The organism is Mycobacterium sp. NGS34 (assembly GCF_059812845.1).
The window spans coordinates 16077-31462 of the sequence record NZ_JCALDM010000005.1 but is presented as its reverse complement, the minus strand read 5'-3'; the positions used below and the strand labels follow the sequence as shown (position 1 = coordinate 31462).

Annotated in this window: 13 protein-coding genes; 6 read left to right on the top strand and 7 right to left on the bottom strand. The window is 69.0% G+C overall.

Annotated features, from left to right (window positions below; translation table 11 throughout):
• The first annotated feature begins 28 nt into the window (after positions 1–28).
• The 4 genes from AC5Y7V_RS14145 to AC5Y7V_RS14130 all read left to right on the top strand — a co-directional run bounded on the left by AC5Y7V_RS14145 (position 29) and on the right by AC5Y7V_RS14130 (position 5478).
• On the top strand, positions 29–1006 hold the full coding sequence (locus tag AC5Y7V_RS14145) for an ABC transporter permease (RefSeq protein ID WP_499880683.1): 978 nt from the start codon (positions 29–31) through the stop codon (positions 1004–1006).
• On the top strand, positions 1003–1902 hold the full coding sequence (locus AC5Y7V_RS14140) for an ABC transporter permease (RefSeq protein ID WP_499880682.1): 900 nt from the start codon (positions 1003–1005) through the stop codon (positions 1900–1902). The genes AC5Y7V_RS14145 and AC5Y7V_RS14140 overlap by 4 nt, the downstream gene beginning before the upstream one ends.
• A complete protein-coding gene (locus AC5Y7V_RS14135) occupies positions 1899–3749 on the top strand; it encodes a dipeptide ABC transporter ATP-binding protein (protein ID WP_499880681.1) in 1851 nt (616 codons plus the stop codon). The genes AC5Y7V_RS14140 and AC5Y7V_RS14135 overlap by 4 nt, the downstream gene beginning before the upstream one ends.
• A gap of 85 nt (positions 3750–3834) precedes the next feature.
• Positions 3835–5478: an ABC transporter family substrate-binding protein gene (locus AC5Y7V_RS14130; RefSeq protein WP_499880680.1), complete on the top strand. Its 1644-nt coding sequence runs from the start codon at positions 3835–3837 to the stop codon at positions 5476–5478.
• Here AC5Y7V_RS14130 and AC5Y7V_RS14125 read toward each other — a convergent pair.
• From AC5Y7V_RS14125 to AC5Y7V_RS14110, 4 genes are all read right to left on the bottom strand, one after another.
• On the bottom strand, positions 5465–6718 hold the full coding sequence (locus AC5Y7V_RS14125; RefSeq protein ID WP_499880679.1) for an alpha/beta hydrolase: 1254 nt from the start codon (positions 6716–6718) through the stop codon (positions 5465–5467). The two genes, AC5Y7V_RS14130 and AC5Y7V_RS14125, sit on opposite strands and share 14 nt — an antisense overlap.
• 38 nt (positions 6719–6756) lie before the next feature.
• Positions 6757–9375, bottom strand: a complete 2619-nt coding sequence (locus AC5Y7V_RS14120) for an AAA family ATPase (RefSeq protein WP_499880678.1) — start codon at positions 9373–9375, stop codon at positions 6757–6759.
• Positions 9372–10505, bottom strand: coding sequence for a metallophosphoesterase family protein (locus AC5Y7V_RS14115; RefSeq protein WP_499880677.1), 1134 nt, complete (start codon positions 10503–10505; stop codon positions 9372–9374). The genes AC5Y7V_RS14120 and AC5Y7V_RS14115 overlap by 4 nt, the downstream gene beginning before the upstream one ends.
• Positions 10506–10618: 113 nt before the next feature.
• Positions 10619–11413 carry a PD-(D/E)XK nuclease family protein gene (locus AC5Y7V_RS14110; RefSeq protein ID WP_499880676.1) on the bottom strand — a complete coding sequence of 265 codons (795 nt, stop codon included), beginning with the start codon at positions 11411–11413 and terminating at the stop codon, positions 10619–10621.
• Between the two features lie 291 nt (positions 11414–11704).
• Between AC5Y7V_RS14110 and AC5Y7V_RS14105 the strand changes: the two genes are divergently transcribed.
• On the top strand, positions 11705–13090 hold the full coding sequence (locus tag AC5Y7V_RS14105) for an HNH endonuclease signature motif containing protein (RefSeq protein WP_499880675.1): 1386 nt from the start codon (positions 11705–11707) through the stop codon (positions 13088–13090).
• A 69-nt stretch (positions 13091–13159) separates the two neighbouring features.
• Here AC5Y7V_RS14105 and AC5Y7V_RS14100 read toward each other — a convergent pair whose 3' ends face one another.
• A complete protein-coding gene (locus AC5Y7V_RS14100; RefSeq protein WP_499880674.1) occupies positions 13160–13324 on the bottom strand; it encodes a hypothetical protein in 165 nt (54 codons plus the stop codon).
• 361 nt (positions 13325–13685) lie between these two features.
• On the opposite strand from AC5Y7V_RS14100, the gene AC5Y7V_RS14095 reads away from it, so the two are divergent.
• Complete coding sequence (locus AC5Y7V_RS14095; RefSeq protein ID WP_499881016.1) at positions 13686–14162, top strand: SixA phosphatase family protein; 477 nt, start codon at positions 13686–13688, stop codon at positions 14160–14162.
• Here the strand turns inward: AC5Y7V_RS14095 and AC5Y7V_RS14090 are convergent.
• Together AC5Y7V_RS14090 and AC5Y7V_RS14085 are read right to left on the bottom strand one after the other, a co-directional pair.
• Positions 14159–14704, bottom strand: a complete 546-nt coding sequence (locus tag AC5Y7V_RS14090) for a DUF3558 domain-containing protein (RefSeq protein WP_499880673.1) — start codon at positions 14702–14704, stop codon at positions 14159–14161. The two genes, AC5Y7V_RS14095 and AC5Y7V_RS14090, sit on opposite strands and share 4 nt — an antisense overlap.
• Positions 14701–15258, bottom strand: coding sequence for a DUF3558 domain-containing protein (locus AC5Y7V_RS14085; protein WP_499881015.1), 558 nt, complete (start codon positions 15256–15258; stop codon positions 14701–14703). Before AC5Y7V_RS14085 ends, AC5Y7V_RS14090 begins: the two co-directional genes overlap by 4 nt.
• Between the last annotated feature and the right edge of the window lie 128 nt (positions 15259–15386).

Below are 15386 nucleotides of genomic sequence, written 5' to 3'. Positions count from 1 at the left end.
AACCTGTCCCAATGCGGAACGGGCGGGCATGATCCGGTTTCTAGCGCGCCGGTTACTCAACTACATCGTGCTGCTGGCGCTGGCGTCGTTTCTGACCTACTGCCTGACCTCGGTGGCCTTCTCGCCGCTGGACAGCCTGTTGCAGCGCAACCCGCGCCCACCGCAGGCCGTCATCGACGCCAAGGCCCACGCGCTCGGCCTGGACAAGCCGATCCCGATCCGCTACGCGAACTGGGCCTCGCACGTCGCCCAGGGCGACTTCGGCACCACCATCACCGGTCAGCCCGTCGCCGCGACGCTGTGGCGCCGGGTCGGGGTCAGCCTGCGGCTGCTGGTGGTCGGCTCCCTGGTGGGCACGGTGCTGGGCATCGTCGCCGGGGCATGGGGCGCGATCCGGCAGTACCGGCTCAGCGACCGCGTCGTCACCCTGCTGGCGCTGCTCGTGCTGAGCACCCCGTCGTTCGTCATCGCAAACCTGTTGATCCTGGGTGCGCTGCGGACCAACTGGGCCGTCGGGATTCATCTGTTCGACTACACCGGTGAGACGTCTCCGGGCGTGGCCGGCGGGTTCTGGGCGCAGTCGCTCGACCGGTTGCGGCACCTGATCCTGCCCACGATGACCCTGGCGCTGATGGCCGCGGCGGGATACAGCCGCTATCAGCGCAACGCGATGCTCGACGTGCTCGGGCAGGACTTCATTCGCACCGCCCGCGCCAAGGGGCTGACCCGCCGGCGCGCGCTGTTCAAGCACGGGTTACGCACCGCGCTGATCCCGCTGGCCACGCTGTTCGCCTACGGGGTGGCCGGGCTGGTCACCGGCGCGGTGTTCGTCGAGAAGATCTTCGGCTGGCACGGCATGGGCGAGTGGCTGGTGCAAGGCATTTCGGCCCAGGACACCAACATCATCGCGGCGATCACGCTGTTCTCCGGCACGGTGGTGCTGCTGGCCGGCCTGCTGTCCGACGTGTTCTACGCGGCGCTCGATCCGAGGGTGCGGGTGTCATGACAGTTACTGCAGCCCAAGGGGTTTCGACCCCGGAAGGGTTCACGTCGCGCCGCACGCTGGTGCTGCGCCGGTTTGGCCGCAACCGGCTCGCGGTGGCGTCGCTGGCGCTGCTGGTGCTGCTGTTCGTCGGCTGCTACGCGCTGCCGTCGCTGCTCCCGTACTCGTATGACGACCTCGATTTCAACGCGCTGCTGCAGCCGCCCAACAACCGGCACTGGCTGGGCACCAACGCGATGGGCCAGGACCTGTTGGCGCAAATCCTGCGGGGCATGCAGAAGTCGATGCTGATCGGCGTCTGCGTGGCGTTCATCTCGACCGGCATCGCCGCGACGGTCGGATCGGTCGCCGGCTATTTCGGCGGGTGGCGGGACCGGGTGCTGATGTGGGTGGTCGACCTGCTGCTGGTGGTGCCCAGCTTCATCCTGATCGCGATCCTCACCCCGCGGGTCAAGAAGTCGTCGAGCGTCCTACTGTTGGTGCTGCTGCTGGCCGCCTTCGGGTGGATGATCAGCTCGCGCATGGTCCGCGGCATGACCATGAGCCTGCGCGAGCGCGAATTCATCCGCGCCGCAAGGTATATGGGGGTCTCCAGCCGCCGGATCATCGTCGGCCACGTGGTGCCCAACGTGGCGTCCATCCTGATCATCGACGCCGCGCTCAACGTCGCCTCGGCCATCCTGGCCGAAACCGGCCTGAGCTTCCTCGGTTTCGGGATCCAGCCGCCCGACGTGTCGCTGGGCACGCTGATCGCCAACGGCACCCAGTCCGCGACCACGTTCCCGTGGGTGTTCCTGTTCCCGGCCGGGGTGCTGGTGCTGATCCTGGTGTGCGCCAACGTGACCGGCGACGGGCTGCGCGACGCGCTCGACCCGGGCAGCGGGCTGGGGCGCCGATGAGCCCCCTGCTGGAGGTTGCCGACCTGGCCGTCACCTTCCCGAGTGACGGGCCGCCTGTGACCGCGGTGCGCGGCATCAGCTACCGCATCGAGCCCCGCGAAGTCGTGGCCATGGTCGGCGAATCGGGATCGGGCAAGTCCGTGTCGGCGATGGCGGTGGTGGGGCTGCTGCCCGAGTACGCGCGGGTGCGGGGTTCGGTCCGGTTGCAGGGCACCGAGCTGCTGGGGCTGGGCGACGACGCGATGTCACGGTTCCGCGGCAAGACGGTCGGCATGGTGTTCCAGGATCCGATGTCCGCGCTGACGCCTGTGTACACCGTCGGCGACCAGATCGCCGAGGCGATCGAGGTGCACCAGCCGCGCGTCGGCCGCAAGGCCGCCCGCCGGCGCGCGGTCGAACTGCTTGAGCTGGTTGGCATCTCGCAGCCCGAGCGGCGTGCCCGGGCGTTTCCGCACGAGCTGTCGGGCGGTGAACGGCAACGCGTCGTCATCGCGATCGCGATCGCCAACGACCCCGACCTGTTGATCTGCGACGAGCCCACCACCGCCCTGGACGTCACGGTGCAGGCGCAGATCCTCGAGGTGCTCAAGACCGCCCGCGACGTCACCGGCGCCGGCGTGCTCATCATCACCCACGACCTGGGCGTGGTCGCCGAGTTCGCCGACCGGGCGCTGGTGATGTACGCCGGGCGGGTGGTGGAGTCGGCCAGCGTGAGCGACCTCTACCGGGCCCGCCAGATGCCTTACACGGTGGGGCTGTTGGGGTCGGTGCCCCGGCTGGACGCCGCGCAGGGCACCCGGCTGGTGCCCATACCCGGCGCGCCGCCGTCGCTGGCCGGGCTCGATCCGGGGTGCCCCTTCACGCCGCGCTGCCCGCTGGCCATCGACGAATGCCGCGCCGCCGAACCGGAATTGATCGAGGTCGGCTTGGATCATCGGGCCGATCATCGGGCCGCCTGCATCCGCACCGATCAGGTTGGCGATCGCAGCGCCGCGGACATCTACGGGGTCAACACCTTCTCGCGTGTCGAGCCGACCGGTGACTCGAGGGTCGTGGTGCGGGTGCGCGATCTGGTCAAGACCTACCGGCTGACCAAGGGCGTGGTGTTCCGCCGCGCCGTCGGCGAGGTCCGTGCAGTCGACGGCATCAGCTTCGAGCTGCGGCAGGGCCGGACGCTGGGCATCGTCGGCGAGTCGGGCTCGGGCAAGTCGACCACGCTGCACGAAATCCTGGAACTGGTTGCGCCGCAATCCGGTTCGATCGAGGTGCTGGGCGACGACGTCGCCGCGTTGAGCCCGGCGAGGCGGCGGGAGCTGCGGCGCGACATCCAGGTCGTGTTCCAGGACCCGGTGGCGTCGCTGGATCCGCGGCTGCCCGTCTACGAGCTGCTGGCCGAACCGTTGCGCGCCAACGGCTTCGACAAGAACGCGACGTTCGCGCGGGTCGCCGAGCTGCTCGAGATCGTGGGCATGCGCCGCGCGGACGCGACCCGTTACCCCGCCGAGTTCTCCGGCGGCCAGAAGCAGCGCATCGGCATCGCGCGGGCGCTGGCGTTGCAGCCGAAGATCCTGGCGCTCGACGAGCCGGTGTCCGCCCTGGATGTCTCCATCCAGGCCGGGATCATCAATCTGCTGCTCGACCTGCAGGAGCAATTCGGGCTGTCGTATCTGTTTGTCTCCCACGACCTTTCGGTGGTCAAGCACCTGGCGCACGACGTGGCGGTGATGTACGCCGGCGCCATCGTGGAGCAGGGCGACAGCGAGCAGCTGTTCGCCAATCCGCAGCACGATTACACGCGCCGGCTGCTGGGCGCGGTCCCGCAACCGGATCCGGGGAAGCATGTCTAGGTTCTTTGGCGCCGAGTCTGCGCTCAGAGCGTCGTTTGGGGGTGTTTTCACGCGCTGGGCGCAGTCTCGGCCGTGGCTTTGTCTGATGATAATCGCCGGGTTGGTGCTCACCGGGTGCTCGCCGGCCATCGACCTGACGCCCCCGACGGGCAACACGGCCTCGATCGGCACGACCAGCGACCTCAACCCGCGCAACCCCGCCACGCTGCGGGACGGCGGCAACCTGCGGCTGGCGCTCAGCGACTTTCCGCCCAACTTCAACATTCTCAACATCGACGGCAACTCGGCCGAGGTCGCCTCGATGATGAAGGCGACCTTGCCGCGGGCGTTCGTCATCGGGCCGGACGGCTCGACCACCGTCGACACCGACTACTTCACCAGCGTTGAGCTCACCGGGACCAACCCGCAGGTGGTCACCTACACCATCAACCCCAAGGCCGTGTGGTCCGACGGGACGCCGGTCACCTGGCAGGACATCGCCAGCCAGATCCATGCCCTGTCCGGCGTCGACAAGGAATTCCAGATCGCCGGGCCCAGCGGCGCCGACCGCGTCGCGTCGGTGACCCGCGGGGTCGACGACCGGCAGGCCGTCATGACGTTCGCCAAGCCGTACGCCGAATGGCGCGGCATGTTCGCCGGCAACGGCATGCTGCTGCCGGCCAGCATGACGTCCACGCCCGAGACGTTCAACAAGGGCCAGCTCGACGGGCCCGGCCCGACGGCGGGCCCGTTCATCGTGTCGTCGCTGGATCGGACCACGCAGCGAATCGTGTTGACCCGCAACCCGAAATGGTGGGGGGCCCGCCCACGGCTGGACAGCATCACCTACCTGGTCCTCGACGACGCCGCCCGGATCCCGGCGCTGCAGAACAACACGATCGACGCGGCCGGGATCGGCACCGTCGACCAGCTGACCATCGCCCAACGGACCAAGGGCATTTCGATACGGCGCGCCCCCGCCCCGAGCTGGTCGCACTTCACCTTCAACGGCGCCCACGGGGCGATCCTGGAAGACAAGGCATTACGAGTCGCCGTGTCCAAGGGCATCGACCGGCAGACCATCGCCAAGGTGGTCCAGTACGGCCTCACCAGCAACCCGGTGGCGCTGGGCAACCACATCTACGTCGCCGGGCAGCAGGGCTACCAGGACAACAGCTTCGTCGTCCCCTATGACCCCGCCGCGGCGAGCCGGGAGCTCGACGCCCTGGGGTGGAAGCTCAACGGCCAGTTCCGGGAGCGCGACGGCCGGCAGCTGGTGATCCGGGACCTGTTCTACGACGCGCAGGGCAGCAAGGTGTTCGCGCAGATCGCCCAGCACAGCCTGGCGCAGATCGGCGTCAAGCTCGAACTCGTCGCGAGGTCCGGCAGCGGCTTCTTCACCAACTACGTCAACGTCGGGGCCTTCGACATCGCACAGTTCGGTTGGCTCGGCGACGCGTTCCCGCTGTCGTCGCTCACGCAGATCTACCAGTCCGACGGGGCGAGCAACTTCGGGAAGATCGGCAGCCCGGAGATCGACGAGGCGATCGAGCGCACGCTCGAAGAACTCGATCCCGCCAAGGCGCAGGCGCTGGCCAACGACCTCGACAAGCTCATCTGGGCCGAGGGATTCAGCCTGCCGCTGACGCAGTCCCCCGGCGACGTCGCGGTGCGCAGCACGCTGGCGAACTTCGGGGCCGCCGGCCTCGGCGACCTGAACTACACCGCGATCGGGTTCATGCGGACCTGACCCGCCGCCGCAACACCGCGGGCAGCCGCAGCGCCGGCAGCGCGCCCTCGGCGATGGCGGCAAGCTCGATCGCCTTCCACAGCAACCGGACCGACGGTCGCGGCGGGAGCTCATCCAGCGCCGGCGCCTGGGCGACCAGGCCCTCGAACTCGCCGCGCCACACCGCGCCGGCGATGGCCAGGGCCGCGGGCTCGCGAAAGTCCAGCGCGCTGTGGGCCATGGTGGGGAGCTTGAGCAGCTGCGCGTTGGGAATCAGGGACGCCACCCGCTGGGCGACCGGCGGCGGCGTGATGAGATCGCGGCCGCCGGAGACGACCGCGGTGGGCCAGCCGAAATTCGGCATCTCGGCCGGCAGGTCGTATGGCTCGTCCTCGAAAGTCGCCGTCTGGGTCCGGCTTTCACGCTCGGCCACGGCGGGGTCGAGCGGCAGGCCGTCGGGCTCGGCGGCGTAGTCGAGTTCGCGAAAAGCGATGCGGCTCACCAGGTCTTCCTCGTAGCGGTACGGCAGGTTGCCCAGGGTCGCGAAGTGGGACAGCGCCCACCACAACACCTTTCGGTCGTCGAGCAGCAGGTCGAGTTGCCGGTCGAGCAGGGCCGCCCCGCCATGGCCGTAGATCGTCGCGACCACCTGGGTGGCCGCCGCGGTCATGACGCCGGCGTCGACCAGTTTGCGGACTTTCGGTGCGAGCGGGGCGGTTTCGGGGCTGTCTCCCCTCAGCAACAGCCGGCGAATCGCGCGTCGCACGATCACGATGTCGTGCCGCGACAGCAGCGGCGAATCGAGGACCATCGCCCGCACCCGGTTCGGGTGGCGCACCCCCACCCCGGCGGCGATGTAGGTGCCGTACGACGCTCCGTAGACGACGGCCGAGTCCACGCGGGCGTCGTCGAGCACCGCGGCCACGTCGTCGACGACCTGATTGACGGAGAGGGCCTCAGGCGGCAGGTCGGCGCCGGAGTCGTCGTGGCGCGACATCCCCACGCCGCGATGCTCGATCATGATGACGTCGAGGCCCGCGGCGGCGGCCCGGCGCCGCAGCCCCTTGTACATCTGGACCGACGCGACTCCCGGACCTCCCGGGATGATCACCAGCGGGTGGTCGGACTTGCGGCCGCCGCGCACGTAGTAGAGGTCGAACTCGTCGGCGCTACCCGGCGAGACGGGCCGACGCACCGCACGCACACCGGGCAATGCCGCCAGCTTTTGCTGCTGCCGACGCCGTTTCGAGTTCATGGTCATAGCGCTCCACCAAGACAAATACCGTCGAGCGCTACATGCTAAACGTTGAGGTCGATCCGGTGCGCGCCGTGTACACCGTCGTAGCGGTCGGGGCTGCACGTCAGCACGATCACCTGGCCGTGTTCGCCGACGGTGTCGAACACCTGCCCCATCTTGGCCAGGCGGTCGGGATCGGTGAAGCCCAGCGCGTCGTCGACCACCACCGGGACGGTGTCCTCCCTGGCGACCAGGGCCGCGCCGGCCAGCCTGGCCAGGATGCCGAGCTGCTCCTTGGCGCCGCCGGAAAGCGATTCGTACGGCACCGTGACGCCGTTCAGGGTGCGGCTGCGGATGCACAGATCGCTGTCGACGTCGACCTCGAAGCTGGGACCGAACACCGGGCGGCCGAGCCGCTGCAGTTCCGTGCGATAGGGCTCGACGTAGCGCTGCCTGGTGGTGTCGCGGTGGCGTGTCATCACCGAGCGCAACAGCTGCGCGGCCCGGGCCCGGCTGCCGATCCGGGCGTGCTGGCTGGCGGCGTGCTCGCGTTCGGTCTGGGCGGCGTCCAGCTTGCCCTGGCGACCCTCACTGCCGAAAACCGAGAGCTCGATGGCGATTTCGCGCAAGGCGCGGTTGGCGTCTTCGTACCGATTGCTCAGCGTCTCCGCTTCCGCGGTGGCGGCTTTCAATTCGGCGTCGACAGCGTCCGGCGCGGCGGCCGCCAGTTCGTCGGCGATTTCGGTCACGCGCCGCTCGGCGTCTTGTGCGGCGTTGAGCCCGGCTTGCGCCGCCGTCGCGAGGTCTTCGTCGCTCACCTGCGCGCGCTCGCGGGCCAGCCGGTCGGTGGCGGCGTTCAGCTCGGCGCGTTGGGCGTCGAGCTGGTTCCGGGAAACCGTTGCGCGGGTGGATGACTCGGCGAGGGCGGGGGTGGTGGTGGCCGCGGCCCGGCGGCGTTGTTCGCATTCGGTGGTCGCGGCGGTGTGGGCTGCCTCGGCAGCGTCGAGTTCGGCGCGGGCGACGTTGGGGTCCGTTGGTTGGCCGGGGTCGGCAGGGTGGTCGGCACGCAGCTGGGCCAGCCGGTCGCGCAGTTGGTCGACGTCTTCATCGCCGCGCAGCCCGGACACGGTGGCGTCCAATTGGTCGCGGCCGCCCTGCAATTCACGGCGGCGCTGGTCGGCCGATCGCGCCGACGCGAGGTCCGGCACGTCGGCGGCCTTCAGCGCTTTCGTGAATTCTTCTTGTGCCGCGGCGTATTTGGCTTGGATGTCGAGGGTCGTCGCGCCGGGAGTGACCCGGGCGATCAGCACGCCGGGCACCTCGACCGTGGTGGGGCCGGTCGCGGTGAGCGACCAGCTCTGGCCGGCCGGCAGCGACACCCGTTGGTCGCCCGTGGCGAGCTCGATGTCGGCGACGGCGGTGAATTCCACCGCGGCCGACGTCAACGCCAGCTGCCCGCCGATGCGGTCGACGGCGGCGGCGGCGTCCTCGATTCGCCGTAGCGATTCCTCGGTGATTTTGACCGCGGCGAGCTCGTCGCAGACGCGGTCTCGGTCGCGCTGGAGGGCCGCAATCTTGGCCAACCGGGCGCCGAGCCGGTCGGCCTCCTCGCGGGCGGCGAGCTGGTCGACGGCCCGGCGCGCGGATTCGGCGCGGAGCTGCAGGTCGGCCAGCTCCTGGACGGCCTGCTCGACGGCTTCATGGGCGGCCTTTGCGTCGGCCGCCGCCGTGTTGCGCGCTTCGGCGGCCTCTTGTGCTTCCGCCTCCGCGGCGGCGACGCTCGCGGTGCGGGTCTCGATTTCGGTGAGCAGCCGCACGCGCCCGTCGTGGGCGGCGGTGGCCGCGGCGCCGGTGGCGGCCGCGGCCTCGGCGACCAGCTTGGCCTCGCGCGCCAGGTTGCTCAGTTCGGCGATCCGCTCGGCGGCTTGCTGAGCGGCCTCGAGCCGGGGCGCGGCGGCGGCGCGCTGCTGTGCCAGCGCGGCCACCCGCTCGGTCAGCTCCGCGTGGCGACGGACCCGGTCGTCGACCTCGGCCACCGCCGCCGCCCATTCGGCGACCGCGGCCTCGGCGTCGTCGAGGTGTTTGATCGCGCCGGCCCACTCGCCGGTGGGCCGTCCGGTCGGGGTGAAGTAGCGGCCGAATTCGGCGTCGATCCGCTCGATCAGCAGGGGCTCGGTGCCGGACAGCGCGGCCGCGTCACCCGCGGCCACGTCGAGGGCGCGCGACAGCGCGTCGCACCCGGACAGGTCCACCGCGGCCGTCGACGTGGCCTGCAGCACCCGTTGGGCGTGCCATAGGTCGTTGTCGACCGTCTCGGCCAGCATCGCCCGGACCCGTTCGTGGGCTTCGTCGCCGGTGAGCTGTTCGCGGCGCGGGGTGAGCACCGTCAGCTCCGTCTCGCACTTTTTGTGGAACCGCTTGCGGTAGACGAAACGATAAGGGCCGCAGCTGATTTCGGCGCTGACCTCGGAGCCGACGTCGCTGTGGGTCGGCTTGACCTGCTTGACTTCCTTTTTGGTGGAACGGTCGCGGGATTCCAGCAGCAGGTCGAGCGCCTCGATCATCGAGGACTTGCCGATCTCGTTGGCGCCGCAGACCACCACCACGCCGTGGTCGGGGAACTCGATCTCGCGGTGCGCGATGCCGCGGTAGTTGGTCAGGACGAGGCGGTGCAGTTTCACGCGGCGCCCCGATCGGCGAGGCGCAGCAGCAGCGCGAGCGCGGCTTGGGCGTCGGCGGCGTTGTCGGCGTCGGCGTCGCGCGCGGTGGCGACCAGCTCGTCGACGGCCGAGGCGGCGAACCCGCCGATGCCGAGGTCGGTGAACTCGCCGTCGGCGGGGACGACCACCAGATCGGTGTGGCTGTCCCAGGTGCGCAGGTGGGCGAACAGCCGCGCGTACCGGTCCAGGCACGCGTCCAGCGCGGCGCGGTCGGTGACCGTCAGCGATCCGGTCAGCGCCAACCGCACGACGGTCCGGTCCTTGTCGGTCATGAGGTCGAGGTTGAGGTCGAGGTCGGCGATGTCGCGGCTGGTGTCGACCTGGCGGTGCAGGGTGACGAAGCGCCAGCGCCCGACGTGGCGGGGCTCCACGGTGACGCCGTCGTCGTCGACGTCGACGACGAGCACGTGGCCGGGGTCCGCCTCGACGTCGTCGAAGTTGGTGACTTCGGGCGAGCCGGAGTACCAGACCCTGTCGCCGACCTCGGTGAGCGAATGTTTGTCCCCCAGCGCCACATAGTGGACGGCGCCTTGCCGCAGCGCGCTCTCGAGTTTTGCGAGCCGGATCAGCGAGGGTTTGTCGCGGTCGGGGTCCAGGACATCGACGCCGCCGTGGGCCACGAGGATGCGGGTCGTTGGGCCGGGGGTGAGGCCGTCGAGGACGTCGGCGACGAGGTCGGTGGTCGGGGCCTTGGAGCGCCATGGCGCGGCGACGATCTCGAGTCCGGGCCTGATTTCGTGAACGCCGGCGCGGTCGAGGACGGTGACGTTGTCGGGACACTCGGCGGTGAACAGCGCGCCGGTGTACACCGACGACGCGTCGAGCGGGTCGTGGTTGCCGGGGAGCAGGTAGACGGGAATCCCGATGGCGCGCATGGCTTCCAGCGATTGCCCGATCACCTGCGGGGCGAGTTGGTTGTGCTCGAAGACGTCGCCGGCGACGACGACGAACTCCGCGCCCACCTCTGCCGCCAGCGCGCCGAGCCCGGCCACCGCGTCGCGGCGCGCGGCCGAATACCGCGGCTGGGCGTCGCCGGCGAGGAAGTGCCGGGTCATGCCCAATTGCCAGTCGGCGGTGTGCAGGAATCGCATCCGGCGGACCCCTTTCGAGTCGTGGCTATCTGGGCACCGCGAAGTCTAGGACCGCCGACCGACAACGCGCGGGATGCGGACCGGCAGGTCTCCGCGCCGTTGGGGGAATCGACCTAGCGTCGCGGTACCGCGGCGCTTTTTTCGTGAGCCGCGAGCATGCGCTGCAGCTTGTCGACCAAGTCGACGTCGCTGATTCCAGGCCAGAGCGTCTCGGCCAAGTCGAGCACGAGCGGGCAGTCGCCGCACCCTGGAGCGCCGTCGGGTGCGTCTGCCAGGTCGAAAATCCGTCTCGTCCTGGCCATCGCGTCCTTCAATAACCCATCACCGAGCGGGATTTCGACCACGCGCGCCCGGAAGCCCATGACGAAACCATCTTCGCGACAGTTTCCGCAGTGGTTTACGGCGTGGCCCTTCGTGGCGGGCTCCATGTAAACGAGCGCGAGATGCGACACCGGGCGCGGGCCGCGGTCAGCCGCAATGCGGGCGTACGCATTGAGCTGCACGTTGTAGCGCGGCATCAACTTCCTGTTCTCACGGTCCCTGAAGCGCGCCGTCTTATAGTCGACGATTACGTAGGAACCGTCCGCATACTTGAAAATTGCGTCGGCGACCCCGGTGAGCTCGATGCCATACTCCGGATCGACGGTATGAAAGTCGGACCAGTGTCGGGGTTCTTGGTAGGCGACAATCGGTCCCAGCGGTGCGAGCCACTGTGGCGGCACTCCGTGCGCATCAAACCAGGAGTGGACGACGTCTTTCGTGTACGAATCGATCGAACTGAAGATGCTCGGAAATATCTGGAACGGCAACTGATGATTGAGATGAAGCTTCAACCAGTAGCAGCGTTCGCAGAGATCAGTCGTGATGGCTTCCCCCAGGCGGCTGGCGGAGATCCGAATCGCCTTCACCGTGCACCGCATTGGCCGTGCAGGTGCTCGCCGTTGTCCAGCGCGCTCGGGCAATGCAGCATAAGGGTCGGTACCTTCCTCCCGGCCAACGCGATGGACTCGGCGTATTCGACTTCACAGACTCCGCTCTTGGCGCGATCCCGGCCTAGGGCCATTCGGCCCCTGTTCGCCAGACTCGGTGCCCGATGCGACTCGTCCCCGATCGCGCCCCGCCAAATCCCTTCTGTCACTTTGGTTTCATGGGCTTCTGCGCCGCCGTTTTTTGTCGGACCCCTTGGCTAGTTTGGGGGCATGAGTTCCAGCCGCGCCGATCGGGAGGCGATCACTGCTGCCTATGACGCGCTGGATGCCGCCGCGGACAAGGTGGTCGGGCTGGACTGCGAGGCGTTGACCACCAAGGAGTGGTTGGGATTGTTGGAGCGTTGCGAGAAGGTGCGCCGGCGATTACCGGCCGCTGAGCATCCGATGATCAATTGCCTCGCCCGCCAGGCCACCGCCGAAGAGTTGGGCGGCAAGTTGTCGCATGCGATCGCCGAGGCGACGTTGATCACCCGCGCCGAGGCGTCGCGGCGCATCAAGGAGGCCGCGGATCTGGGTCCGCGCCACGGCCTGACCGGGGAACCGTTGGCGCCGGCGCTGGCCGCGACGGCCGCGGCCCAGCGCGCCGGTGCGCTCGGCACCGGCCAGGTCGCGGTGATCCGGCGGTTCTGTCATGAGCTGCCCGGCTGGATCGATCAGGCCACCCGCGAACAGGTCGAGGCCAAGCTGGCTCAAGAGGGCACCCGGTTTCGGCCCGAGCAGCTGGGCGCGCTGGCCGACACGGTGGCCGATTGCCTCAACCCCGACGGGAATTACACCGACGCCGACCGCGCCCGCCGGCGCGGGCTGACCCTGGGTAACCAGCAGGCCGACGGCATGTCGCAGCTGCGCGGCTGGCTCACACCCGAGCTGCGCGCCACCCTCGAAGCCGTCTTGGCCAAACTGGCCGCCCCCGGCATGTGCAACCCCCTGGACGACGCGCCGTGCGTGGACGGCCCACCATCCCAAGAAGCCATCGACAAAGACGCCCGCTCGGCATCCCAACGCAACCACGACGCGCTGTTGGCTGCGCTGCGCGCCCTGCTGGCGTCGGGAAACCTGGGCCAGCACAACGGGCTTCCCGTCTCCATCATCGCGACCACCACGCTGGCCGAGCTGGAAGCCGCCGCCGGGCGTGCCCTGACCGGCGGGGGCACCATCCTGCCGATGAGCGACGTGATCCGCCTGGCCCGCCACGCCCGGCACTACCTGGCGATCTTCGACAAAGGCAAAACCCTGGCGCTGTATCACACCAAGCGGCTGGCCTCCCCTGCCCAACGAATCGTCTTGTACGCCAAGGACCGTGGCTGCACCGCACCCGGCTGCACCGTGCCCGGCTATTTCAGCGAAGTCCACCACGTCACCGGCTACGCCGTCTGCGGCTGCACCGACGTCAACAACCTCACCTTCGCCTGCGGCGCGCAACACCGCATGCTCAGCCCCGACGGCTGGACCACCCGCAAAAACACCAAAGGCGAAACCGAGTGGATCCCCCCACCGCACTTGGAGCGCGGCCAGCCCCGCACCAACACCTACTGGCACCCCGAAAAGCTCCTCCGCCGCGAGGAAGGAGGGGAAGACGACGACGATGCGGCATAATGTGCCGGCGGATGTGAAACACGTTGGCGTGCGGACGAAACCGCGAAGATCGGCCCGGCCGCGGTGGGCTCAGCGATCGGACAAGCCGGATCGCCGGCAAAACTGCACCATGAGCTCCTCCAGTTGCTCGTCGGTCAAGTCCGGATTGAGCCGGCGGAGGATGTCTTCGATTTGCTCCATTCGCCGGCGCTTCTCGTCATCAGCCAACCTGTGGCGCGTGTCGTTGGCGTTCATCAGGGTTCCCTCCTTCGAGGCAGGGCGATCATCCGTAGCAGGCACTCAGCAAATCGAAGCTGACTAGGGTGCTACGGCATTCAGTTGCCACGCGAGGTCCCGGCCCCCGACGGCCTTGACGAACCTGTCTCGTCGATCCCGACCCCCATCGGCCAGGCGAACCGATCCGAACATGGGTGACGCTACACCTGCCGACGCCGCGCGAGAATAGATAATTTCACAAGCCCGACTGTGATCAACCCCGGACGCTCGCAGCAACCCCGCCGGGAGGCCGCCGCGCGACGAGGGCGCCCAACGGTAGCGCGGCCGCCCCGGCACTGATTAGCGTGAGCCCGTGAGCGAACGGCACACCCTGCTGCTGATGCGGCACGCGAAATCCGACTACCCGGATGGTGTACCCGACCACGACCGGCCGTTGGCGCCGCGCGGCATCAGGGAGGCCGGGCTGGCCGGGGACTGGTTGCGCGCCAACGCCCCCGCCGTCGATGCGGTGCTGTGCTCCACCGCGACGCGCGCGCGGCAGACCTTGGACAGGACCGGAATCGGCGCCCCGGTCCGCTACAGCGCGCGGCTGTACGGCGCCACCCCGGGGACGATGATCGAGGAGATCAACGAGACGGCCGACGACGTCGGCACGCTGCTGGTCATCGGCCACGAGCCGACGATGTCTTCGCTGGCGCTCGTCCTGGCCGATGATGACGGGACGGACGTCGCTGTGCTGGAACGCATTTCGGCGAAATTCCCGACGTCGGCGATCGCGGTGCTGGCGGTGCCGGGCGCGTGGCAGGGGCTGGAACCGGGCGGGGCGGCGCTGACCGATTTCGAAGTGCCGCGCTAGCTATTGGTAGACAGCGTCAGCTCCATCAGCTTGAGCGCCTGCCCACAGGCATCGATCCCGGGCACCTGCGGGTTGACCCACCAGCCGACCACGCCCGCGGCGTTGCTCGCCACGCCGCACGCGCCGTTGGGGTCGTCGGGGCGCATCACGATGGACTCGATGCCCGCGATCGCGCGGTTCTCGATCTTGTACTTCAGGAACTCGGCCACCTTGCGCTCTTCGCCCAGGCTGCCCTGCTCGAACCAGAACCGGGTGATGTCGATCAGCCCGGCGGGGTTGGCGGCCTGCCACCGGCAGATGGCGCCGACGAAGGTGCTTTGAATGTCAAGGGGATCGGCGCCGACGGTCTTGGCGAGTATGTCGCTGGTCAGCACCTCGCACTCCTTGAGCAGGTTCGGGTACTGCTGCTGAGAGTTGTTGTTGCGCGGCGGGTTGCCGCCCGCCTTGATCGCGTTGCCCCCGATGGACCTCGAACAACCGGTCAGCACCAGCAGCGCGGCGAACACCACGGCGACGGCGGCGCGCGCGGGTCGTCTGCTCATTTGGAGTTCGCAATCGACTGACGGGCCAGTTCCTTGGCTATGTCGCACGGCGGCGGGAACGGCTTCTGGCTGAAGCTGACCGACCATTCGATGAAGTCGTCCTGGAACTGGATGCCCACCTCGCAGAGGGAGTCGCCCAGGTTGGGCTCGTTGCCGACGGCGATGAAGCCGCCGTGGCCGTTGATGTTGATGTCGTCGACGCTGGCGCGCGACAGCTCCTCGGTCTTGCGTTCGCGCCCGATCGGGCTGCCGCGGTACCAGGAAAAGGAGAAGTGGGGACCGAGAATCCCACCGCCCGCCAGCCATTGGCAGCCCACCGAATTGCGGGCGGTGTTCACCAGCCCGGTCACCTTGGTCAGTTCCGACACGGTCTGATCGTTGACGCCGCCGCATTGCGGGAACATCGGCCCGTGGTGGCCCTCCCCGTTGCCCGGCGTCGACGAGGCCGTCGCTCCGGGCTTGTTGTCGCCGGAACCCGAGCAACCCGCGATCGTCGGGATCAGAATCGCCAAGGCCGACGCCACGAGAGCCAGCGCCCGCGCGCGTGGCCCAATGCTGGGCCTTCTGCTCGTCACACGATGCACTGTAGCGGCAGCGCGGGGGCCAACCGCCGACGCAACGCCTGAGCAGGCATTTCAGCGCGGTGGTGACCGACGCGGCGCGCACCGTGTGCGACAGTAAC

Coding starts and splice junctions, on each gene's coding strand:
- AC5Y7V_RS14145 (WP_499880683.1), top strand. CDS start 29: ATGATCCGGTTTCTAGCGCGCCGGTTACTCAACTACATCGTGCTGCTG.
- AC5Y7V_RS14140 (WP_499880682.1), top strand. CDS start 1,003: ATGACAGTTACTGCAGCCCAAGGGGTTTCGACCCCGGAAGGGTTCACG.
- AC5Y7V_RS14135 (WP_499880681.1), top strand. CDS start 1,899: ATGAGCCCCCTGCTGGAGGTTGCCGACCTGGCCGTCACCTTCCCGAGT.
- AC5Y7V_RS14130 (WP_499880680.1), top strand. CDS start 3,835: ATGATAATCGCCGGGTTGGTGCTCACCGGGTGCTCGCCGGCCATCGAC.
- AC5Y7V_RS14125 (WP_499880679.1), bottom strand. CDS start 6,718: ATGACCATGAACTCGAAACGGCGTCGGCAGCAGCAAAAGCTGGCGGCA.
- AC5Y7V_RS14115 (WP_499880677.1), bottom strand. CDS start 10,505: ATGCGATTCCTGCACACCGCCGACTGGCAATTGGGCATGACCCGGCAC.
- AC5Y7V_RS14105 (WP_499880675.1), top strand. CDS start 11,705: ATGAGTTCCAGCCGCGCCGATCGGGAGGCGATCACTGCTGCCTATGAC.
- AC5Y7V_RS14100 (WP_499880674.1), bottom strand. CDS start 13,324: ATGAACGCCAACGACACGCGCCACAGGTTGGCTGATGACGAGAAGCGC.
- AC5Y7V_RS14095 (WP_499881016.1), top strand. CDS start 13,686: ATGCGGCACGCGAAATCCGACTACCCGGATGGTGTACCCGACCACGAC.
- AC5Y7V_RS14090 (WP_499880673.1), bottom strand. CDS start 14,704: ATGAGCAGACGACCCGCGCGCGCCGCCGTCGCCGTGGTGTTCGCCGCG.